22 protein-coding genes are annotated in these 20,284 nt (G+C 69.9%); 14 read left to right on the top strand and 8 right to left on the bottom strand.

The genetic code is table 11. The features are described 5' to 3' along the window. Window positions 1–34 precede the first annotated feature (34 nt). On the top strand, window positions 35–1,891 hold the full coding sequence (locus tag G9C83_RS06360) for a carbon starvation protein A (RefSeq protein ID WP_167245256.1): 1,857 nt from the start codon (window positions 35–37) through the stop codon (window positions 1,889–1,891). 87 nt (window positions 1,892–1,978) lie between these two features. Here the strand turns inward: G9C83_RS06360 and G9C83_RS06365 are convergent, their stop codons facing one another. From G9C83_RS06365 to G9C83_RS06375, 3 genes are all read right to left on the bottom strand, one after another. Next, on the bottom strand, window positions 1,979–2,593 hold the full coding sequence (locus G9C83_RS06365; protein ID WP_167245257.1) for a hypothetical protein: 615 nt from the start codon (window positions 2,591–2,593) through the stop codon (window positions 1,979–1,981). Then, window positions 2,586–2,966, bottom strand: coding sequence for a cupin domain-containing protein (locus G9C83_RS06370; RefSeq protein WP_167245258.1), 381 nt, complete (start codon window positions 2,964–2,966; stop codon window positions 2,586–2,588). Before G9C83_RS06370 ends, G9C83_RS06365 begins: the two co-directional genes overlap by 8 nt. 66 nt (window positions 2,967–3,032) lie before the next feature. Further along, window positions 3,033–3,818, bottom strand: coding sequence for a helix-turn-helix domain-containing protein (locus G9C83_RS06375; RefSeq protein WP_167245259.1), 786 nt, complete (start codon window positions 3,816–3,818; stop codon window positions 3,033–3,035). A gap of 116 nt (window positions 3,819–3,934) precedes the next feature. On the opposite strand from G9C83_RS06375, the gene G9C83_RS06380 reads away from it, so the two are divergent. From G9C83_RS06380 to G9C83_RS06425, 10 genes are all read left to right on the top strand, one after another. Further along, window positions 3,935–6,466, top strand: coding sequence for an MMPL family transporter (locus tag G9C83_RS06380; protein ID WP_167245260.1), 2,532 nt, complete (start codon window positions 3,935–3,937; stop codon window positions 6,464–6,466). A gap of 105 nt (window positions 6,467–6,571) precedes the next feature. Beyond that, a complete protein-coding gene (locus G9C83_RS06385) occupies window positions 6,572–6,793 on the top strand; it encodes a hypothetical protein (RefSeq protein WP_167245261.1) in 222 nt (73 codons plus the stop codon). 59 nt (window positions 6,794–6,852) lie between these two features. Next, window positions 6,853–7,323, top strand: a complete 471-nt coding sequence (locus G9C83_RS06390; protein ID WP_167245262.1) for a DUF5793 family protein — start codon at window positions 6,853–6,855, stop codon at window positions 7,321–7,323. Window positions 7,324–7,381: 58 nt separating this feature from the next. Continuing rightward, a complete protein-coding gene (locus tag G9C83_RS06395) occupies window positions 7,382–8,740 on the top strand; it encodes a phosphomannomutase (protein ID WP_167245263.1) in 1,359 nt (452 codons plus the stop codon). A 75-nt stretch (window positions 8,741–8,815) separates the two neighbouring features. Beyond that, window positions 8,816–9,964, top strand: coding sequence for a BMP family protein (locus tag G9C83_RS06400; RefSeq protein ID WP_167245264.1), 1,149 nt, complete (start codon window positions 8,816–8,818; stop codon window positions 9,962–9,964). A 40-nt stretch (window positions 9,965–10,004) separates the two neighbouring features. Beyond that, a complete protein-coding gene (locus tag G9C83_RS06405; protein WP_167245265.1) occupies window positions 10,005–11,576 on the top strand; it encodes an ABC transporter ATP-binding protein in 1,572 nt (523 codons plus the stop codon). Continuing rightward, the gene (locus tag G9C83_RS06410; protein WP_167245266.1) at window positions 11,573–12,859 is read left to right on the top strand and encodes an ABC transporter permease; all 1,287 of its coding nucleotides are present in this window, start codon (window positions 11,573–11,575) and stop codon (window positions 12,857–12,859) included. Before G9C83_RS06405 ends, G9C83_RS06410 begins: the two co-directional genes overlap by 4 nt. Next, a complete protein-coding gene (locus tag G9C83_RS06415) occupies window positions 12,852–14,012 on the top strand; it encodes an ABC transporter permease (RefSeq protein WP_167245267.1) in 1,161 nt (386 codons plus the stop codon). Before G9C83_RS06410 ends, G9C83_RS06415 begins: the two co-directional genes overlap by 8 nt. A gap of 45 nt (window positions 14,013–14,057) precedes the next feature. Next, the gene (gene cdd, locus G9C83_RS06420) at window positions 14,058–14,453 is read left to right on the top strand and encodes a cytidine deaminase (protein WP_167245268.1); all 396 of its coding nucleotides are present in this window, start codon (window positions 14,058–14,060) and stop codon (window positions 14,451–14,453) included. A gap of 59 nt (window positions 14,454–14,512) precedes the next feature. Next, window positions 14,513–15,334 (top strand): nucleoside phosphorylase, encoded by an 822-nt coding sequence (locus tag G9C83_RS06425; protein ID WP_167245269.1) that lies wholly within the window; start codon window positions 14,513–14,515, stop codon window positions 15,332–15,334. 13 nt (window positions 15,335–15,347) lie between these two features. Here the strand turns inward: G9C83_RS06425 and G9C83_RS06430 are convergent, their stop codons facing one another. Beyond that, window positions 15,348–15,503, bottom strand: coding sequence for a hypothetical protein (locus G9C83_RS06430; protein ID WP_167245270.1), 156 nt, complete (start codon window positions 15,501–15,503; stop codon window positions 15,348–15,350). An 83-nt stretch (window positions 15,504–15,586) separates the two neighbouring features. Here G9C83_RS06430 and G9C83_RS06435 point away from each other — a divergent pair, with 83 nt between their 5' ends. Beyond that, window positions 15,587–15,940 carry a hypothetical protein gene (locus G9C83_RS06435; RefSeq protein WP_167245271.1) on the top strand — a complete coding sequence of 118 codons (354 nt, stop codon included), beginning with the start codon at window positions 15,587–15,589 and terminating at the stop codon, window positions 15,938–15,940. Here G9C83_RS06435 and G9C83_RS06440 read toward each other — a convergent pair. Together G9C83_RS06440 and G9C83_RS06445 are read right to left on the bottom strand one after the other, a co-directional pair. Then, window positions 15,937–17,103 carry an FAD-dependent oxidoreductase gene (locus G9C83_RS06440; RefSeq protein WP_167245272.1) on the bottom strand — a complete coding sequence of 389 codons (1,167 nt, stop codon included), beginning with the start codon at window positions 17,101–17,103 and terminating at the stop codon, window positions 15,937–15,939. The two genes, G9C83_RS06435 and G9C83_RS06440, sit on opposite strands and share 4 nt — an antisense overlap. Before the next feature lie 49 nt (window positions 17,104–17,152). Beyond that, the gene (locus G9C83_RS06445; protein WP_167245273.1) at window positions 17,153–17,686 is read right to left on the bottom strand and encodes an Rrf2 family transcriptional regulator; all 534 of its coding nucleotides are present in this window, start codon (window positions 17,684–17,686) and stop codon (window positions 17,153–17,155) included. 101 nt (window positions 17,687–17,787) lie between these two features. Between G9C83_RS06445 and G9C83_RS06450 the strand changes: the two genes are divergently transcribed. Beyond that, on the top strand, window positions 17,788–18,708 hold the full coding sequence (locus G9C83_RS06450; RefSeq protein WP_167245274.1) for an NAD-dependent epimerase/dehydratase family protein: 921 nt from the start codon (window positions 17,788–17,790) through the stop codon (window positions 18,706–18,708). A 1-nt stretch (window position 18,709) separates the two neighbouring features. Here G9C83_RS06450 and G9C83_RS06455 read toward each other — a convergent pair whose 3' ends face one another. Next, on the bottom strand, window positions 18,710–19,030 hold the full coding sequence (locus G9C83_RS06455) for a hypothetical protein (protein ID WP_167245275.1): 321 nt from the start codon (window positions 19,028–19,030) through the stop codon (window positions 18,710–18,712). 88 nt (window positions 19,031–19,118) lie between these two features. Here G9C83_RS06455 and rocF point away from each other — a divergent pair, with 88 nt between their 5' ends. Further along, window positions 19,119–20,024, top strand: a complete 906-nt coding sequence (gene rocF / locus G9C83_RS06460; RefSeq protein ID WP_167245276.1) for an arginase — start codon at window positions 19,119–19,121, stop codon at window positions 20,022–20,024. On the opposite strand, the gene G9C83_RS06465 is transcribed toward rocF, so the two are convergent. Beyond that, complete coding sequence (locus G9C83_RS06465; protein WP_167245277.1) at window positions 20,021–20,182, bottom strand: hypothetical protein; 162 nt, start codon at window positions 20,180–20,182, stop codon at window positions 20,021–20,023. The two genes, rocF and G9C83_RS06465, sit on opposite strands and share 4 nt — an antisense overlap. Between the last annotated feature and the right edge of the window lie 102 nt (window positions 20,183–20,284).

The raw sequence follows: 20,284 nt of genomic DNA on the forward strand, positions 1-20,284 counted from the left end.
GTTCGGCAATCAGTGTCACGAAGGTACATTACAAATGACACAGGTGATATGGATCGTGGCGGCTGTGCTCGTCACCTTCACGTTGGGGTACGTGGGGTACTCGAAGTACCTCTCGCGATTCGTCGAAATCGACGACTCGCGCGAGACGCCCGCCCACAAGTACGAAGACGGTCAGGAGTACGTACCGGCCAAGAAACCAGTGCTGCTCGGCCACCACTTCTCGAGCATCGCCGGCGGCGCGCCCATCGTCGGCCCGATCACGGCCGGCGCCATCTGGGGGTGGGTGCCCGCCCTCGCGTGGGTCGCCATCGGCAACCCGCTGATGGGCGCCGTCCACGACTTCGTCTCGCTGTCCGGGTCGATGCGACACGAGGGGAAGTCCATCGGCTACATCATCGGCGAGTACGTCGGCGAGCGCGGGAAGGACATGCTGCTGTGGTTCGCGTTCCTCACCATCATCCTCGTGGTCGCGGTGTTCGCGCTCGTCGTGGGCATCGTGCTGAACGCGTACCCGTCTGCAGCCACCGCGAGCTTCGTCTACATCGGGCTCGCCGTGCTGTTCGGCATCTACCTCTACCAGCTCGACGGCCCGTTCATCCCCGGCACCGTCGTGTTCGTCGCGGGCGTGTTCGCGGGCGTCTGGCTCGGCATCCAGTACCCGTTCGCGCTGTTCGAGCTGGCGGGCGACGCAGCCCACCCCGCGGGCACGTTCGTGCTGTTCAGCGGTAGTACGGGCTCGTGGGTTCCAGGCGCGGGCGCGCTCGGCGGCAACACCGCTGCGTGGGTACCCGTGATTCTGGTGTACGCCGCGGTCGCCAGTGCGCTGCCCGTCTGGACGCTGCTCCAGCCCCGCGACTACCTCTCGTCGTTCCTGCTGTACGCGGGCGTCGGCGGCGCGCTCCTCGCCATCATCGTCGGGACGCTGCTCAACACGTCCGCCGAACCGCTCGTCATCGACAGCAGTATCGGGGCGTTCCAAGGGTTCTTCGGGGTCGAAAGCCGCGCCCCCTACCCGCTGTTCCCGATGCTGTTCGTCACCATCGCCTGCGGGACCATCAGCGGGTTCCACTCGCTGGTCTCCTCCGGGACCACCGCCAAACAGCTGAACAAGGAGAGCGACGCCCGCCTCATCGGCTACGGCGGCATGCTCGGTGAGGGCCTGCTCGCCTCGGTGGCGCTGTCCGCGCTCGCCGTCGCCGGATTCGCCTCCGACGCCGCGGGCGGCGGCATCGGCGGCGCGCTCCCGAACTTCGCCGCGGGCGGCGGCACCATCCTCACGAGCCTCGGCATCCCCGCCGAGTACGGCGGTCCGTTCATGGCGCTCGTGCTCGTGAGCTTCCTGCTGACCTCCACTGACACGGCCGCGCGGCTCGGCCGCTACATGATGGAGGAGATCGTCGGCACGCAGGGTAGCGGCACCACGACCGGCTTCTCGGGCGGCGTCGGCTCGTTCGCCCGCGGCCGGTACACGAACCCCGCCGTCCAGTGCGTGCTCGCGTACGTGCTGGTCATCTCCGGCGAGTGGGCGACGCTGTGGGCGCTGTTCGGCAGCGCGAACCAGCTGCTCGCCGCGCTCGCGCTGCTGACCGCCACCGTCTGGCTCGCCAACTGGGACGAGACCAAGCAGCTCGTCTCCACGGGCGTGCCGATGGCCGTCATGGTCGTCATCACGGTGATCGCGCTGGCGTTCCTGTCGGGCTACCAGTGGCTGTACGTCGGCCTGATTCAGGGCGGCGCCGGCGGTATCGGCGGCCAGATTTCGATGGCCGTCCGCATCGTGCTCGCCGTTGTGCTCGTCTACCTCGCGCTGTCGCTGGTGCGCATCGGCTACGGCAACATCAGCAGCTCGCAGGGCGGCCGCGAGCCCGCGGCGGAACCGAGCGACGACTGACTGCCCCTGCGGTCCCCAACTTCCTCTCCCTCTCGAACACGCTGTAGCCGCGGCTGTGTCGCTCGTCCCTGCGAGAGAAGCGGGGCGCTACGTCCAGAAGCGCTTCGCGAACCGCGAGAGGAAGCCCTCCGGCTCGGGTTCGAGGTCGCCCCAGAGCGCGAACGCGTTCGCGACGTCCGCCTCTTCGCTGGCGACCGCGTCCTCGTCGTGGGGGGCGACGACGACGAGGTTCACCTCGTAGCGGCCGTAGTAGCCGTACTTCAGTAGCGTCCTGTCGCGGAACTCCTCGACGAACGACGCGACCGAGTCGGGGATCTCGTCGGCGACGAGCACGAACGTGAAGTTCGTCTCGTAGTGCTCCTCGTCGGCGACGATCCAGTCGTCGGCGAGGTTGTGGCCGAACTCCACGAGCGCTTCGAGGTCCGCGACGGTCGGCCGGTCGGTCCGGCGCGCGAACACGTACTCTTCGGTCTCGTGGTCGGCGTAGCTCAGCGCGGGGTGGAAGAACTGTTTCTGGTTGCGGACGCGGAACTCGCCGTAGAGGTCGAAGCGCTCCCCGCGAACGGCGCGGTCGCGCTCGAGGTCGTAGCTGTACATCAGCCGGTCGCTGACGCGGTCGAAGTACTCGTCGTCCCACGTCGGCACGTTCTCCCGAATCTCCGCGGGGAGGTCGGCGGGGTCCGGGGCGTCGGTCTCAGTCATCTTCGGGGTCGTACGCGACCGCGTCGTCAGACGCGGGGGGCGCGCCGACGGCCAGCAGTTCGACGCGCTCGTCGGCGTCCTCGGGGTTGTGCGCGCGCTGCGGGCTCTCGGGGTCGACCGCGAACAGGTGTCCCTCCGGCACCTCGTACGTCTCCTCGGGCGTCTCCACGAACAGCGTCCCCGAGAGCACGAAGAACGCCTCCTCCTGGGTCTCGTGGTAGTGGTACGCCAGCGGCACCTGCTCGCCGGGCTCCGCGCGGAACAGGTTCACCGCCATGTTGTCGAGGTCGCCGGCGTCGGTCAGCGAGTGGTACTCGCAGGGCCGGCCCTCCGGCACTTCGACGTCGTCCGGGTCGACGATTCGGTATCCCATGCCTGTAGATACCACACGCGGGTTAAAAGCCCGTCGCGTCCGCGTCACTCCGCCAGCGGCCAGCGGTCAGGCGTCGCCCGGCGGTCCCTCGGCGGCGTCCTCGATGCCGGCCTGCATGCCCGCGTGGACGAACCGCGCGAGGATGTGGCCGATGCTCGTGTTCGCCGTCCACATCGCCACCTCGTCGAACGGCTCGGCGTGGTCCTCGTGGGTCGGCACCGACAGCAGCACCGTGGCGTCGTCCACGAGCAGCGTGCGGCCGGCGTATCCCGAGTCACCGCTCGCCGGCGAGTACACGACGTCGACGCCGCCGCTGATTCGGTCCCGGAGCGCGCCGTCGCCGGTGACGACGGTGACGTCGACGCCCTCGGTCGTGCGTTCTTCGAGCGCCGCGAGGACGTCGGGGCGGAGGTCGCCGTCGCTCGCCCCGACGAGCAGAACGTCGCTCGACGCGTCCGCGACGAGCGTGACCATCCGGTCCTGAATCGGGTCGTGGCCGCGCAGCGTCGCGACCGCGCTCTCGTCGGCGTGGCCCGCGCTGTCCTCGTGGACGGCGTCGAGGTGTTCGAACGCGCGCTCGTGCTGGCGTTCGATGCGTTCGCGGAGCTGCTCGCGCGCCCGTTCGAGGCTGACCGGCCGGTACTCCTTCGGCGAGGACTCCACGACCTCCACGAGCCCGCGGGTCGCGAGGTCGTCGGCCGCGCCGTACACCTGCGACCGGGGCACTTCCGAGATGCGCGCGACCTCCTGGGCGGTCCCGCTGCCGAGCCGCTGGAGCGCGACGAACACCCGCGCCTCGTAGTTCGCGAGCCCGAGCTCCCGCAGCGCGTCGACCGCCTCGTGTGCGCTCATTCCTCGTGTCGCCCGTGGCGGCCCCGTGCGAAAGACGTTTCGCCCGACTCCGCCACCGGACTCGTGTTGTACTATTCTACAAACGCTTATTAGGTGTCCTGTGGACGGTCCACGTAATGACAGATGGACTCACCGACGAGTACGCGTCGCTGCTCGCCGCGTACAGTCGGTACGTCGTCGTCGCGCTGCTGCTCGCGTCCGCGGTGATGGGCGTCAGCGCGAGCGGCGTCGACGGCGACCTCACGATCTCGAGCTTCGGCGGCGACTCCGAGGCGGCCCAGAAGCTCGACTACGTCCGCGAGAACTTCGAGACGGGCGACCGGAACACGACCTCGATGCAGGTCGTCGTGCGCGGCGACGACGTGCTCTCGAAGGCCTCGCTGCTGGAGACGCTGCGGTTCCAGCGCGCGCTCCGCGAGAACGACACCGTCGCCGCCACGCTGCGCGAGCGCCAGCCCACGGTCGGCGTCGGCACCCTCGTCGCGACGGCCGCCGTCCACGCCGCCCACGACGGCGACGGCCCGCCGCCCCAGCCGTCTCTCGACGAGCAGATCGCGCAACTGGAGTCGATGTCGGCGGCGGAGGTCGAGGCGACCGTCGCCGCCGTGCTCGACCCCGACCGCGAGCGCGCGGGCGGCGTGAACCCCTACACGCTGCTGGCGACCGACTACGAGCCCGGGAGCACGTCGGCGTCAGCACGCGTCGTCTTCGTGTTCCAGGCGACCGACGGCGGCGACGCGCTCTCGGACGCCGTCGTCGACGCGCAACTCGACACGCGGGCCATCGCCGGGGACACCGTCCAGACCGGGGACGCGTTCGTGTTCGGCGCGGGCATCGTCGACGAGGAGTCCAGTCGCGCGACCGGCGAGAGCTTCGCGGTCATCTCGCCCGCGGCGCTCCTGCTGATCCTCGGCGTGCTCGGCGTCGCCTACCGGGACGTCGTCGACGTCGCGCTCGCGCTCGCCGGGACGCTGCTGACGCTCGTCTGGATGGCGGGGTTCATGGGGTGGGCGGACATCGGCGTCACCCAGATTCTCATCGCCGTCCCGTTCCTGCTCGTCGGGCTGTCGATCGACTACGCGCTCCACGTCGTCATGCGGTACCGGGAGGCCCGCGAGGCCGACTCCGACCGCGGGCCGCGCGAGGGGATGCGCGTCGGCCTCGCGGGCGTCGTCGTCGCGCTCGTCGCCACGTCGTTCACGACCGCCGTCGGGTTCCTCTCGAACGTCGTCAGTCCCATCGGCGCCATCGCGGAGTTCGGGCTGGTGAGCGCGGCCGGCATCGTCTCCGCGTTCGTCGTGTTCGGCGCGCTCGTCCCCGCCGCCAAAATCGAAGCCGACGCGCTCCTCGAACGGTTCGGTTTCGACCGCCGGAAGCGCGCGTTCGGCACGAGCGGCGTCGCCGAGCGCGTCGTCGGCGTCGGCACCACGGTCGCACGGCGCGCCCCCGTCGCAATCGTCGTGGTCGCGCTGCTCGTGAGCGCGGGCGGCGGGTACGCCGCGACCGACATCGACACGTCCGTCGACCAGGTGGACTTCCTGCCGCGGGACTCCCCGGCGTGGATGGACTCGCTGCCCGGGCCGTTCGCGCCCGGCGACTACCAGATCCGGGAGAACACGGTGTTCCTCAACGACAACTTCGCGCAGTCCCGGGACAGGACGACAGTGCACGTGCTCGTCGAGGGCTCCGTCACCGACCCGGGGACGCTGGACAGAATCGAGGCGGGGGAGGCCGCGGTCGCGAACACGACGTCCGCCGTCGAGCTCGCGGACGGCAGCCCGGACCTCGACAGCCCCGTGACGGCGATTCGCGCGACCGCCGCCGAGAACGAGACGTTCGCGACCGTCGTCGCGGACGCCGACACGGACGGCGACGGAATCCCCGACGAGAACCTCGAACAGGTCTACGACGCGCTGTTCGCCGCCGCGCCCGACCGCGCCGGCGCCGTCCTCGACCGCGCTGACGGCGAGTACCGCGCCGCCGACGTCCGCGTGACCGTGTCCGCGAGCGCGCCCACGAGCACCATCACCACGGAGATGCGCGGCGTCGCCGACACTGTCCGCGGCGACGGAGCGCTCACCGTCACTGCAACCGGTCCGCCGATCGTCGACGAGGTCGTCCAGTCGGCGCTGCTGCGGACGCTCGTGGAGTCGTTCCTGCTGACGCTCGGCGTCATCCTCGCGTTCCTCACCGCGCTGTTCTACTGGCGCCACGACGCCGCCGCCCTCGGCGCCGTGACGATGGTGCCGGTGGTCGCCGCGCTCGGCTGGATTCTCGGCGCGATGTACCTCCTCGGTATCCCGTTCACCACGGAGACCGCGGTCATCGCGAGTATCGCCATCGGCCTCGGCGTCGACTACGCGATCCACGTCAGCGAGCGGTTCCTCGACGAACTCGGCGGCACCGCGGGCGTCTACGAGGCCCTCGACGCCACCGTCTCCGGGACCGGCGGCGCGCTCCTCGCGAGCGCGCTCTCGACCGCGGGCGGGTTCGGCGTGCTCGTCTTCGCGCTCGTGCCGTCGCTGCGGCGGTTCGGCGCCGTCACCGGTACCGCAATCGTGTTCGCGTTCGTCGCGAGCGTGCTCGTGCTCCCGAGCCTGCTGTCGCTGTGGTACCGGTACGCCGGCGTCCACCGCGCCGAGGCGTAGCCGGCGAGCGCTCGGTGTCGCTGCCGGTCTCCACTGCACGCAGCGACGGCGTGTGCGGCCGTCGTCGGCGGCAGAATTATGCCCGTTCGCGTGCGACTAGAACCCATGACAGAGAAGCAGCCGACCGAGGCGTGCGGGCGCTGTTCGATGACCACCGTGGTGGACGCGGTGGACGCGAACAGCGAGGACGGCCTCCGGGACCCGTTCGGCGACGAGCGCATCGAGGTCGAGGAGTCGGCGGTCCGACGCGTGTCGCCGGTCGCGTGGATGCAGAACGCGACCTCGCGCCTGAACGCGGCCGTCAAGCGGTTCACGTACGGCCAGTGAGAGACACCTGCACGGGGCGTTACGTTCATTTCCCCGTCCGCCGTACCTACTCGTAGGGAATGCGCCGGGATTACTTCGAACTGGACGTCGCGAACGTCGACTGGGTCGAGGAGGACGCCGACCCCGAGAAGCCGAACGTCACCATCGAGTTCACGGGCGCGGCCGCGGAACTCGAAGACCGACTCACGGACCGGGAGGGCAACCGCCTCGACGCCAGCGAGACAGACGCCACGTTCCGGCTGACCGACGACGTGGACGACCCGAACGCCGGTGGCGTCGTCGCCGTCACGAACCGCATCACCGGGGAGTTCGTCCTCGAACTCAACCAGGACGCCGACGACGTCCTGAAGTTCGTGCGCGCGGCCCGCCGGTACGGCGAGGCGACGGGCGACGACGGCCAGTACCGCGTCGAGATCCGCGTCGACGGCGAACAGCTCGTCGTCTACGAGAAGTCGACGTTCCTCGTCTACAGCGCCGACGGCGACCTCCTGCGCAGCCACAGCCTCATCCCGAGCGGCATCGAGCTCTGAGTTCTCCGCTCGGGTGCGAACAGCGGAACCTAAGTGAGCGCGGTCGTTCAGCCCGCGTATGGACCTCTTCGGTACGGCAGGGATTCGAGGGAGCGCGGCCGCCGACGTGACCCCGGAGCTGGCGGTCGCGGTCGGCGCCGCGGCCGGCGCGGACGCCAGCGACGACGACGAGGAGTTCGTGGTCGCGCGGGACGGCCGGGAGACGGGGTCGGCGCTCGCGGCGGCGATGAGCGCCGGCCTGCAGAGCGGCGGGATGCGCGTGCTGGACGCGGGCGTGCTGCCGACGCCGGCGCTCGCGTACGCGTCGCGGGGCCGCCGCGGCGTCCAGCTGACCGCGAGCCACAACCCGCCGGAGGACAACGGCATCAAGCTGTTCGTGGACGGCTCCGAGTACGACCGGGAGCAAGAGCGCGCCATCGAGGAGCGCGCGGACGGCGACCCCGAGTACGCGTCGTGGGACGACTGGGGGGACACCGAGTCCATCGACGTGCTTTCAGACTACCGCGAAGCGGTCGCGGAGTACGCCGGCGAGCACGGCGCGCCCCTCGACGGGCTGACGGTCGCGGTGGACTGCGGGAACGGCGTCGCGAGCCTCGCCACTCCGCAGGTGCTGCGCGAGCTCGGCGCGCACGTCGTCACGCTGAACGCGAACGTCGACGGCCACTTCCCCGGCCGGCCGAGCAAGCCGACGCCGGAGACCATCGGCGACCTGATGGCCTTCGTCGCGGCGGGCGACGCCGCGTTCGGCATCGCGCACGACGGTGACGCCGACCGCATCGTCGTCGTGGACGGCGACGGCGAAGTCGTCCACGAGGACACCGTCGTCGCGATTCTCGCCGAGCACTACACGCGGGACAGCGAGAGCGACGACCCCGTGGTCGTCACGACGCCGAACGCCTCCGCCCGCATCGACGAGCGCGTCGCCGACGCGGGCGGTCGCGTCGAGCGCGTGCGCCTCGGCGCGCTCCACGAGGGCATCGCGGCGGCGGAAGCCGGCGGCGGCGACGTCGCGTTCGCCGCGGAGCCGTGGAAGCACGTCCACACCGCGTTCGGCGGCTGGATCGACGGTGTCACCTCGGCAGCCGTGCTCAGTCGTCTCGTCGCGGACGCCGACGGGCTCGCGGCGCTGCGCGAGCCGGTGACCGAGCGGCCGTACCGGAAGGTCAGCGTCGACTGTCCGGACGCCGCGAAGGCGACCGTGATGGAACAGCTCGGCGGCGACCTGCCCGCCGCGTTCCCGGACGCCGACGTCGACACCGAGTACGGCGTCCGCCTGGAGTTCCCGGACGCGTCGTGGACGCTCGTGCGCCCGAGCGGCACCGAGCCGTACGTCCGCGTGTACGCCGAGAGCGACGACGTCGACGCGCTCGTCGACGAGGTCGCGGACGTCGTCGAGGCCGCCGTTGACGGCGCCTGAGTCGGGTTAGGCGGCTCACAGGTCGGGTAGACAACGACGCATTTATGCTGGTACGTCCGTGCCTTACAGGCAACTATGTCTGATTTCGAACGGCGCGAATTCATCAAGGCCACGGCCGGTGTCGGCGCTGTCGGTCTCGCCGGAATTGCGGGCTGTACGGGGGGACCGTCCGGGGACGGCGACGAGACGGAGACCACCGAGGACGCGGGCGGCGACGGCACGACCGAGGACTCGGAGGGGACGACGTCCGCGGGGGACACCACGAACGTCGGGATGGTGTACGCGACCGGCGGGCTCGGCGACGGGTCGTTCAACGACCAGGCGCAGACGGGCATCCAGCAGGCCGCCGAGGAGTACAACGTCGAGTACAGCGAGTCCCAGCCGGACGAGGTCGCGCAGTTCAGCGACTACCAGCAGCAGTACGCGAGTTCCACCGACCCCGACTACGACCTCGTCTCCTGCATCGGCTTCCTGCAGGCAGACTCGCTCTCGGAGACCGCGGCGAACTATCCCGACCAGAACTTCCAGATCGTCGACAGCACCGTCGACGAGCCGAACGTCGGTAGCTACGTGTTCCGCGAACACGAGGGCTCGTACCTCGTCGGCGTGCTCGCCGGCCACCTCACGACGATGGACTTCAGCGCCGGCGCGGGCTCCACGACGTCCGACTCCACGAACGTCGGCTTCGTCGGCGGCGTCGAGAGCTCGCTCATCCAGAAGTTCGAGGCCGGCTTCGTCGCGGGCGTGAAGGCGGCCAACGACGACGTCGACGTCCAGACGTCGTACGTCGGTAGCTTCAACGACACCACGGCGGGCCAGGAGGCCGCGCTCTCGATGTACAACTCCGGTAGCGACATCGTCTTCCACGCGGCCGGCAACACCGGCACCGGCGTCTTCCAGGCCGCCCAGGACAAGGGCCGGTTCGCCATCGGCGTCGACCGCGACCAGTCCGTCACGAAGGACAACTACGCGGACGTCATCCTCGCGAGCATGGTCAAGCGCGTCGACACCGCCGTCTACAACGCCGTCGAGGCGACCGTCAACGGCGAGTTCCAGGGCGGCGAGACCACCACGCTCGGTCTCGACGACGACGGCGTCGCCTGCGTCTACGGCCAGCAGCTCGGCTCCGAGATCCCCGAGGACGTCAAGACGGCGGTCAGCGACGCCCGCCAGAGCATCATCGACGGCGACACCTCCGTACCACAGTCCCCGTCCGGCGAGTAACTGTCGGCGCCTAGCGCACCACAACCACATTCTGCACGCAATGACGCAAACGGATACGGCCGTCCGACTAGAAGCAATCACGAAACGGTTCCCGGGCGTCGTCGCGAACGACGCCGTCGACCTCCCGGTCGAGCGCGGCTCCGTGCACGCGCTGCTCGGGGAGAACGGCGCGGGCAAGACGACGCTGATGAACGTCCTCTACGGGCTCTACAAGCCGGACGGGGGCCGCATCGTCGTCGACGGCGAGCCCCGGACGTTCGACTCGCCGCGGGACGCCATCGACGCCGGCATCGGGATGATCCACCAGCACTTCATGCTGGTGGACACGATGACGGTCTCGGAGAACATCGCGCTCGGCAACGAACCCCGGAAGTGGGGCGGGCTCGCCGTCGACCGCGACGCCGCGCGCCGGGAGGTCGTCGAGCTCAGCGAGCGCTACGGGTTCGACGTCGACCCCGACCAGGTCGTCGCGGACGCGAGCGTCGGCGTCCAGCAGCGCGTCGAGATTCTGAAGGCGCTGTACCGCGGCGCGGACGTGCTCATCCTCGACGAGCCGACGGCCGTGCTCACGCCCCAGGAGGTCGAGGACCTCTTCGACGTCCTCGACGAGCTCACCGACGAGGGGAAGACGGTCATCTTCATCACGCACAAGCTCGGCGAGGCGATGCACGCCGCCGACGACATCACCGTCCTCCGGGACGGGGAGAACGTCGGCACCGTGGACGCCGACGGGACCAGCCGGGAGGAGCTCGCGGAACTGATGGTCGGCCGCGAGGTCGTCCTCGACGTCGAGTCGCCCCCGGCGGACGTCGGCGACACCGTCCTCGACGTGGACTCGCTGTCCGTGCTCGACGACCGTGAGGTCCCCGCGGTCACTGACGTCACCTTCGAGGTCAACGAGGGCGAGGTGTTCGGCATCGCGGGCGTCGACGGCAACGGCCAGGCCGAACTCGTGGAAGCCATCACGGGCCTCCGGGATCCCGAAGCCGGCGACGTCGTCTTCGACGGCGAGGACCTCGCCGGCGTCTCCCGGCGCGACCGCATCGACGCCGGGATGGCGTACATCCCCGAGGACCGCCAGGAGCGCGGCCTCGTGATGGACTTCGACCTCGTGGAGAACGGCATCCTCGGCAGCCAGCACAGCGCGCCGTTCGCGTCCCGCAGCGCCATCGACTGGGACGAATCCCGGGCACACGCCGAGCGCGTCGTCGAGGAGTACGACGTGCGGCCGCCGAACGCGGACAACGAGGCCGTCTCGCTGTCCGGCGGCAACCAGCAGAAGTTCATCGTCGGCCGCGAGTTCGAGCGCGACCCGCGGCTGGTCGTCGCCACGCACCCGACCCGCGGCGTCGACATCGGCTCCCAGGAGTTCATCCACGACCGCCTGCTCGAACTCCGCGACGAGGGACGGGGCGTGCTGCTCGTCTCCTCGAAGCTCGACGAAGTCCAGGGGCTCTCCGACCGGCTCGCGGTGATGCACGACGGCGACCTGATGGCCGTCGTCGACCCGGACGGAATCACCGAAGAAGAACTCGGGCTGCTGATGGCGGGCGAGTACCCGGAGGGGTACGAGCCGCGTAGCGAGCGCGACGCCACGGGGGTGGTGCAGTGAGCGCCGCCGACCGAGCCCGCGGACTGCTCGGGCGGCTCGTCCGGGCGTCGGCGTTCGAGCGGTTCCTCATCAGCGCGTCCGCGCTCTTGCTGTCCGTGTTCATCGGCGGTCTCATCATCCTCGCGGCCGGCCGGATGACCGACTGCTCGAGCGCCGCGTACACGCTCGCGTTCCCCGGGAAGTTCGTCACGCAGTTCGTCGGCGGCGAGGCGCTGTTCGCGATGGGGTTCTGCTACGACCCGTTCGCGGTGTACGACCTGCTGTTCCTCGGCGCGTTCGGCGACCTGCTGAGCAACCCGATCAACGGCCAGTTCGCCACCACCGTCGCGGAGACCACGATTCTCATGTTCACGGGGGTCGCGGTCGCGGTGGCGTTCCGCGCGGACATCTTCAACATCGGGGTGCAGGGTCAGCTCGTCGTCGGCGCGCTCACCACGGGCGTCGTGCTCGTGTACGCCGCGCCGCCGCTGGCCGGCCTCGGCGCGCTCGCGACCGTCGTCCTGCTCCCGCTCGGTCTGCTGCTCGGCGCCATCGCGGGCGGCGTCTACGCCGCGATCCCGGGCGCACTGAAGGCGTACGCGGACGCCAACGAAGTCATCACAACGATCATGCTGAACTTCGTCGCCACCTCTATCGCCCTGTTCCTCGTCTCCCGAGAGAGCTACTTCAAGGACCCCGAGAGCTTCGCGAGCCAGACCGTCGGACTGCCCGACGTCGCGATGTTCCCGAGCGTCCTGTTCCGGCCGCGGGACGACGTCTCGCTGCTCGCGGTCGTGTTCGCCGTCGCCGTGCTCGTCGGCATCTGGTACCTCCTCCAGCACACGCCGTTCGGCTACGACCTGCGCACGAGCGGGCTCCAGCCGGACGCCGCCGAGTACGGCGGCGTCGACGCCGACCGCACTATCGTCACCAGCATGACGCTGTCGGGCGCGCTCGCCGGCATCGGCGGCGCCGTCTACGTGCTGATGGTGCTCGGGAACTTCCAGACGGGCGTGCCGTCGTACGGCTTCGACGGCATCACCGTCTCCATCCTCGCGGGGAACAACCCGCTCGGCGTCGGCTTCGCCGCGCTCCTCTTCGGCGTGCTGAAGAGCGGGTCCATCGTCGTGCAGGTCGGCTCGAACGTCCCGCCGACGCTCGTCGGCGTGCTCCGCGGGCTCATCATCCTGTTCGTCGCGATGCCGGAGTTCTTCCGGATGCTCGGCAAGCGGTTCGGGTCGTTCCAGCCGGCCGGCGAGCAACCGGTCGCCGCCGACGGCGCCGGAGGTGGGAGCGATGAGTGACTGGCTGCCCGGCGGCCCGGACCGCAGCATCGCCGCCGACACCTACGACTGGCTGTTCGCCGGCCGCGGCCGCGTCCAGCAGGCGGTCATCGCGGTGGTACTGGCTGCCGTCGTCGGCCTCGTCGCCGCCGGCGCGTTCGCGCCCCAGTCGAACGCCGGACGGCTGTTCGACGTGCTCACGGCGAGTTCCACGCTCGCGGCGACGCTGCGGCTGTCGGTCCCCATCGCGTTCGCCGCGCTCGGCGGCATCTTCGCGGAGAAGTCCGGCGTCATCAACATCGGCCTCGAGGGACTGCTCATCATCGCCGCGTTCGTCGGCGTCTGGGGGACCCAGACCACGGGCAGCGTCTGGTACGGCCTGCTCGGCGGCGTCGTCGCGAGCACGCTGCTCGCGGCGCTGTTCGCCGTCGTCTGCATCGAGTTCCGCGCCGACCAGATCATCGCGGGGCTGGCGGTGTGGCTCATCGCGCTCGGGCTCGCACCGTTCCTCTCCTCGGTCATCTACGGCTCGAAGAACACCCCGAGCGTCTCGACGTTCCCGACGCTCCCGGAGATGGGCATCCCGTTCGTCTCCGAGTTCGTCACGACGCCGCTCCCGCTCGTGAACACGGCGCTGGTCGACGTGCCGTTCTTCGGCGCGCTGTTCGACGCCGGCCCGCCCGTCTACCTGATGTTCGTCGCGGTCGCGCTGTCGTGGTACACCCTCAACCGCACCGCGTTCGGGCGCTGGGTCGTCGCCAGCGGCGAGAACCCGAAGGCGCTGGACACGGCTGGCGTGAACGTCCACCGCGTCCGGTACGCGGCCGTCCTGCTCTCGGGCGTGCTCGCGGGCGTCGGCGGCGCCGCGCTCGCACTGGGCGTCGGCCAGTTCACGGGTAACGGCCCGACGATGGTCAACGGCAAGGGGTTCATCGCCATCGTGGCGTACCTCTTCGGGAACTACCACCCGGTCGGCGCGCTCGGCTCGACGATGCTGTTCGCGGGCCTCGACGCCACCCAGCTCACGCTGCAAGCACGGGACGTCTTCCAGGTGCCCGCAGAACTGGTGCGCACCATCCCGTACGTCACCGTCATCATCGTGCTCGCGCTGTTCGGCCGCACGCGCCTGCCGTCGGCGGCGGGCGACCACTACGAGTCCGGCGAGGACGAGTAGCCCGAACGCGGCGGCTTTTTGTCGCGGCTCGCCGAACCCGGTAGTATGGACGACGACGAACTGCTGGACGCCGCACGCGACGCCTTAGCGGAAGCCTACGTGCCGTACTCGGAGTACCCCGTGGGAGCCGCCATCGAAACCGCCGACGGCGAGGTGTACGTCGGCACGAACGTCGAGAACGCGAACTTCTCGAACAGCCTCCACGCCGAGGAGGTCGCGGTCGGTTCGGCGGTCCGGGACGGCCACCGCGAGTTCGCGAAAGTCGTCGTCACGTCCGCGGAGCGGGACGCCGTCACGCCCTGCGGGATGTGCCGGCAGACGCTCGCGGAGTTCTGTGACGACGACGTGCCCGTGCTCTGTGACACCGGCGACGGCTTCGAGCGCTACACGATCGGCGAGCTCATCCCGGACACCATCACGCCCGAGATGCTCGGGCACTGAACGCGCGCCGGCTCCCGAAACGGCAAGACCCTTTGCCCCTGGCCGGCGAATCCGGTGGCATGCCTGGCGACAGCGAGGACCCCAACGACGAGGTCCAGTACCACGTCGAACTCTCCGAAGGCGACGTCGCGTCCAGCGTCCTGCTCCCGGGGAATCCCGAGCGCCTCGACAAGATCACGCCGCTGTGGGACGACCACGACGAGGTCGCCCACCACCGCGAGTACCGCACCGCCACCGGCAGCTACGACGGCACGCCCATCTCGGTCACCTCCACGGGCATCGGCTCGCCGTCCGCCGCCATCGCGGTCGAGGAGCTCGCGCGCATCGGCGTGGACACGTTCATCCGCGTGGGCTCCTGTGGCGCCCTCCAGGCGGAGATGGAGCCCGGCGACCTCGTCATCACGCGGGGCGCGGTCCGACAGGAGGGCACCAGCGACGAGTACGTCCGCGAGGACTACCCCGCGGTCGCCGACCACGAGGTCGTCGCCGCGCTCGTCGCCGCCGCCGAGCGCCTCGGCCACGACTACCACGTCGGCCTCACGATGAGCTCGGACTCCTTCTACGCGGGGCAGGGCCGCCCCGGCTTCGAGGGGTTCGAGGCCGCCGGCAGCGACGACCTCATCGCGGAGCTGAAGGACGCGAACGTCGCGAACGTCGAGATGGAGGCGTCGGCGATCCTCACGCTCGCGAACGTCTACGGGCTGCGCGCCGGCGCGGTCTGCTCGGTGTTCGCGAACCGCGAGACCGGCGAGTTCCTCACCGAGGGCGAGACCAACGCCGCGGAGACCGCGAGCCTCGCGGTCCACCTGCTCGCGAAGATGGACGAGCAGAAGGCGGAAGCCGGCGTGGACAAGTGGCACGCCGGGCTGAGCCTGGAGTAGCGACGCGGCCGACTCACTCCTCGTCCCGGGAGTCCCCGGAGAGGAAGACGCTCTCGTCGCCGCCGTGGAAGCGGTCGAGCGCGCGCATCGTGCCGACGTAGGACCCGATTGCGATCACGGTGACTGCGGCGAGGAGGACGAACCCGTACCAGACCAGTTGGGCGGCCATGCGAGCCCGGACGCCGGCGGGCGCCTTGAAGGTTCGGCGCCCGTTCCCGGAAACGCTAAACCCGGCGGCGCTCTGGTCGGCGTATGCGACCCATCTGGGACGACGACGGCCTCGCACCCGCGTTCGTGACGGCGTTCGAGGAGTGGGCGACGCGCAACGGCGGAGAGATCGAGGAGTCGACGGACACCACGCTGTTCTGCGAGTTCCCGCCGACCGACGACCAGATTCGGCTGCGCGTCGGCCTCTACGAGGCCGGCGGCCGGCACCGCCTGCGCTTCGACACGGTGCGCGAGGAAGTGGAGCTGAAGCTGCTCACGAAGTTCGAGACGACCGACAGCAAGCTCATCCTGCAGTCGGACAAGGCCAGCCGCACGTTCCAGCTGGACGTGCAGGCCGGCGAGTGGCGCATCCAGAAGCGTCCGGTCGCGGACGTCTAGAGCGCGTCCCAGGCCTTCATCGCGCGGGACCACGACGTGATCTTCGCGATCCAGCGCGCGGCCGCGCTCTTCTTCAGCATCTTCGCGGGCGTGCCGTTGAACGTCCGCACGGGCGCCGAGAACCCGCTGACCTCGACGTCGTGGGCGATGGCGGCCTCGCCGATGGAGACCAGCGTCCCCTGGTCGTCGTACGTCCACGCGCGCAGCGGGCGGTCGTCGATGGCGCGCGCGATGTTCTCCGCGGCGACGTCGGCGGCCTGCCAGGCGGCCTGCGCGGTCGGCGGCGCGGGCTCGTCGCCCTGGTCGACGAGCGAACAGTCCCCGACAGCGAACACGCGCTCGTCCTCCGTCTGGAGGTTCGAGGACGCCTGCAGGCGGTTGTGCTCGGCGTCTAGGTCCACGTCCGCGAGCTCGCTCGGGCCCGTGACGCCGCCCGTCCAGACGAACACGTCGTAGGACAGCGCCTCGCGCTCGTCGAACTCGATCTCGTCTTCCGTGGCGGCGACGATGGGGTCGTCGGTGAGAATCTCGATGTCGCGGTTCTCGATCTGGTGGCGGAGCGCGCCCTGGATCTCGCTGTCGCCCGGCGGGAAGATCTCGGGCAGCGCCTCCACGAGCACGACGTCGATGGGGGCGTTGTGGCGGTCGCGGAACTCCGCGAGCTCGCCCGCGGTCTGGATGCCGGAGAGGCCGGCGCCGCCGACGACCACTTTCGCGGGGTTCTCGCGGGTCGCGTCCCGGGCGGCGGTCTTGACGTCCTCGTGGATGCCGAGCGCGTCGTCGAGGTTCTTCAGCGTGTGCGGGTGCTCGCCCATCCCGTCGATGCCGTAGGTCGCCGTCTCGGAGCCGATGCCGACCAGGAGGTAGTCGTAGTCGACGTCGTCGCCGTCGGCGAGTTCGACGGTGCGGTCGTCGGTGTCGACGTCGACGACCTCGTCGTGGACGAACCGCGTGCCGCGGGACTTGATGTCCTCGACGGGGATCGAGATCTTGTCCTCGACCGCGGGGTCTCGGATGATGCGGTGGGACTCGTGGAGGACGAGGTGGTAGTCCGTCTCGGACACCCAGACGAGCTCCGTCTCCGGGCCGAGTTCTTCTTCCAGCTTCGTGACGGCGCCGGCGCCGGCGTACCCGGCACCGAGAACGACGACTCTCGTTGTCATAGTAACGTGTGCGTGGGCCGACGATACAAAGGCTTTGGAACGCTCGGCGTCAGTGCTCGGGTTCCTCGGCGGGCGCCTCCATCGAGTCGATCTTCAGGATGAGAATGTTCGCCGTGTCGTCTTTGCCGTCCAGGGTCCCCTCGATGACGAGCTTCGACAGCGGCGTCGGGCCGACGGTGACGCTGTCGCCCTCGTGGAACGCCCGGATGGAGCCGCGGAGGTGGATCTCCGCGCGGCAGAGCTCGGGGTGGTGGACGCTGGTCAGACCGACCTCCTCGACGTTCGCGTCCTCGACGAGTTCGCCCTCGTGTCGGACCGGGACCTCCGCGGTGGTGTCGAGCTTCTGGATTTCGAGCGCCTCGTAGGCGTTGACGGTCGGCTTGTAGCCGCCCTTCGGGCCGGGGACGCCCTCGACGAGCTGGAGCGCTTTCAGGCTCTGCATCTGGTTCCGGATGGTGCCCGGGTTTCGGTCGACCTCCTCGGCGATGTCCTCGCCCTTGACGGCCTGCTCGCGCTCCGTGTAGAGGTCTACGAGCGCGCGCAGTATCGTCTTCTGGCTGGAGGTCAGTTCAATCGATGACATACGACTGGTTTGGCCGGTGTTTTCCATAAATCCCCCGATGGGGAGACTGCGGGACGCGCCGAAACGATGGGTTTTACGGCGCGTCGCGCGACTCACCGCGCATGGACGGAAACCGCGTTCTGGTGACCGGCGGCGCGGGGTTCATCGGGTCGAACCTCGCGAACCACCTGGCCGCCGACAACGACGTCGTCGCTCTCGACAACGGCTACCTCGGCACCCCTGAGAACCTCTCCGAGGACGTCGAGTACGTGGAGGCGGACGTCCTCGACGACGACCTCCCGACCGACGTCGACGTCGTCTTCCACCTCGCTGCGCTGTCCTCCCGGCAGATGCTCGAAGAGAACCCCCGCGAGGGCGCCCGCGTCAACATCGAGGGGTTCGTGAACGTCGTCGAGCAGGCCCGCGACGACGGCTGCGACACCGTCGTCTACGCCTCGACGTCGTCGGCGTACGGCAGCCGCACGGAGCCCAGCCCCGAGGACATGGACCTGGAGGCCGCGACGGGGTACGACGCGTCGATGCTCGGCCGGGAGCGCTACGCCGAGTACTACAACGACTTCTACGACGACCTCTCGTGTGCGGGGATGCGCTTCTTCTCGGTCTACCAGGGTTACGGCGGCAACGAGGCCCACAAGGGCGAGTACGCGAACACCGTCTCGCAGTTCGCGGACAAGATCGCGAACGGCGAGTCCCCCGTGCTGTGGGGCGACGGCTCTCAGACTCGTGACTTCACGCACGTCGACGACATCGTGCGCGGGCTCGTGACGACCGCCGACCACGAGCTCGCCGGCGTCTACAACCTCGGGACGGGCGACCCGTACTCGTTCAACGAGATGGTCGAGCTCATCAACAACATCCTCGGCACGGACGTCGAGCCCGAGTACGAGCCGATTCCGCTGGAGAACTACGTCCACGACACGTGCGCCGACATCTCCAAGATTCACGAGGCGACCGGCTGGGAGCCCCAGATCTCCTTCGAGGAGGGCGTCGAGCGCGTCTGCGAGCCGTACCTCGACGACTGAGCTACCGGCGGACGAGGTCCCACGCTACCAGCTTCGTCGCGACGAGCGTCGACGCGACGACCGTCCCGCCGAGGAAGAGACCGGCCGCGTACACCGACCCCGCGAACGGCAGGAGTTCGCGGGGGAAGTAGACGTACGCCCACGCGGCGACGGCCGCGTAGCAGGCTATCGGTACGAGCAGAACGGCCGCTCGCTGCGGGCCCAGTCGCTGCAGGTCGCCGTACGTGCGGTCGTGCCAGGGATCTCCCGTGAGCGGCAGCCACGCCAGCCAGCCCACCAGCCGGAACCCGAGGTACCGGAGCTGTCGGCGTTTGGAGGGCACACGCTCACGTCTGTCGTTTCCGACATAAGCGCTTCGCCGGCCGGCGCGTATCCGCACCCACTAAGGGCCGGTCGCCGTAGCTGTCTGCATGTCTCGAACTGTCCACGTCATCGGCGCCCCGATGGACTACGGCGCGGACCGACGCGGCGTCGACATGGGGCCGTCGGCGATCCGGTACGCCGACCTCGCGAGCGGACTCGAAGCGGCGGACGTCGACGCCGTCGACACGGGCGACCTGCTCGTGCCGCGCGCCGAGGAGCGCGACGCGAACGGCGGGAACGCGAAGTTCCTCGACGAGATCGAGGACGTCTGTATCCGGCTCGCCGACGAGGTCGCGGGCACCATCGACGACGGCGCGTTCCCGCTCGTGCTCGGCGGCGACCACGCGGTCGCCATCGGGTCGCTGGCCGGGAGCGCCCGCGACGCCGAAATCGGCGCGCTCTGGCTGGACGCCCACGGCGACTTCAACACTCCTTCGTCCTCGCCGAGCGGGAACGTCCACGGGATGCCGCTCGCGGCGGCGCTCGGGCGCGGCGAGTTCGCGGACACGGAGTGGGCGAACGCCACCGGCCTCCGCGAGGAGAACGTCGCGCTCGTCGGCCTCCGCAAGCTCGACGACTACGAGCGCGAGGCCATCCGCGACAGCGAGATGACCGCCTACACGATGAGCGACATCGACGAGCGCGGCGTCACCAGCGTCATCGACGACGCCCTCGACGTCGTCACCGCGGGCACCGACGGCGTCCACGTCTCGCTGGACCTCGACTGGCTCGACCCCCACGAGGCGCCCGGCGTCGGGACGCCCGTCCGCGGCGGTGCGACCTACCGCGAGGCCCACGCGGCGCTGGAGGCCATCGCACAGCGGGACGAGAACGTGGACTGCCTGCGGTCGCTGGAGGTCGTGGAAGTGAACCCGATTCTCGACGAGTCCAACCGCACCGCCGACATCGCCGCCGAGCTCGCCGCGAGCGCGCTCGGCAAGCGGATCCTCTAGAGCGCGGCGGTCGCCACCGCGTACACGAGTCCGGCGGCGGCCGCGGCCAGCGCCACGTGCCCGAGTGCGCCGAACGCCACCGCGGCGCCGGCCAGCACTCTGTCTGCGATTCCGAGCTCTTCACCGAACACCGCCCGTTCGCGTTCTGCGACGGCCATTGTTCTTCACCTACTTCGAGGTAGGCCGTCCGGGGGGACAATCCCCCGGGGCGGTTCCAGTGAACTCACAACCGCTCCCAGTCTCCGGGAACCCGCGAAAAT

It is taken from the genome of Halobacterium sp. R2-5, from assembly GCF_011734195.1.
In the GTDB taxonomy this organism is placed as follows: domain Archaea; phylum Halobacteriota; class Halobacteria; order Halobacteriales; family Halobacteriaceae; genus Halobacterium.

Excerpts from the sequence above, each read along its gene's own strand:
- G9C83_RS06360 (WP_167245256.1), top strand. The coding sequence starts at position 35 with ATGACACAGGTGATATGGATCGTGGCGGCTGTGCTCGTCACCTTCACG.
- G9C83_RS06365 (WP_167245257.1), bottom strand. The coding sequence starts at position 2,593 with ATGACTGAGACCGACGCCCCGGACCCCGCCGACCTCCCCGCGGAGATT.
- G9C83_RS06370 (WP_167245258.1), bottom strand. The coding sequence starts at position 2,966 with ATGGGATACCGAATCGTCGACCCGGACGACGTCGAAGTGCCGGAGGGC.
- G9C83_RS06375 (WP_167245259.1), bottom strand. The coding sequence starts at position 3,818 with ATGAGCGCACACGAGGCGGTCGACGCGCTGCGGGAGCTCGGGCTCGCG.
- G9C83_RS06380 (WP_167245260.1), top strand. The coding sequence starts at position 3,935 with ATGACAGATGGACTCACCGACGAGTACGCGTCGCTGCTCGCCGCGTAC.
- G9C83_RS06385 (WP_167245261.1), top strand. The coding sequence starts at position 6,572 with ATGACAGAGAAGCAGCCGACCGAGGCGTGCGGGCGCTGTTCGATGACC.
- G9C83_RS06390 (WP_167245262.1), top strand. The coding sequence starts at position 6,853 with ATGCGCCGGGATTACTTCGAACTGGACGTCGCGAACGTCGACTGGGTC.
- G9C83_RS06395 (WP_167245263.1), top strand. The coding sequence starts at position 7,382 with ATGGACCTCTTCGGTACGGCAGGGATTCGAGGGAGCGCGGCCGCCGAC.
- G9C83_RS06400 (WP_167245264.1), top strand. The coding sequence starts at position 8,816 with ATGTCTGATTTCGAACGGCGCGAATTCATCAAGGCCACGGCCGGTGTC.
- G9C83_RS06405 (WP_167245265.1), top strand. The coding sequence starts at position 10,005 with ATGACGCAAACGGATACGGCCGTCCGACTAGAAGCAATCACGAAACGG.
- G9C83_RS06415 (WP_167245267.1), top strand. The coding sequence starts at position 12,852 with ATGAGTGACTGGCTGCCCGGCGGCCCGGACCGCAGCATCGCCGCCGAC.
- cdd (WP_167245268.1), top strand. The coding sequence starts at position 14,058 with ATGGACGACGACGAACTGCTGGACGCCGCACGCGACGCCTTAGCGGAA.
- G9C83_RS06425 (WP_167245269.1), top strand. The coding sequence starts at position 14,513 with ATGCCTGGCGACAGCGAGGACCCCAACGACGAGGTCCAGTACCACGTC.
- G9C83_RS06430 (WP_167245270.1), bottom strand. The coding sequence starts at position 15,503 with ATGGCCGCCCAACTGGTCTGGTACGGGTTCGTCCTCCTCGCCGCAGTC.
- G9C83_RS06435 (WP_167245271.1), top strand. The coding sequence starts at position 15,587 with ATGCGACCCATCTGGGACGACGACGGCCTCGCACCCGCGTTCGTGACG.
- G9C83_RS06440 (WP_167245272.1), bottom strand. The coding sequence starts at position 17,103 with ATGACAACGAGAGTCGTCGTTCTCGGTGCCGGGTACGCCGGCGCCGGC.
- G9C83_RS06445 (WP_167245273.1), bottom strand. The coding sequence starts at position 17,686 with ATGTCATCGATTGAACTGACCTCCAGCCAGAAGACGATACTGCGCGCG.
- G9C83_RS06450 (WP_167245274.1), top strand. The coding sequence starts at position 17,788 with ATGGACGGAAACCGCGTTCTGGTGACCGGCGGCGCGGGGTTCATCGGG.
- rocF (WP_167245276.1), top strand. The coding sequence starts at position 19,119 with ATGTCTCGAACTGTCCACGTCATCGGCGCCCCGATGGACTACGGCGCG.
- G9C83_RS06465 (WP_167245277.1), bottom strand. The coding sequence starts at position 20,182 with ATGGCCGTCGCAGAACGCGAACGGGCGGTGTTCGGTGAAGAGCTCGGA.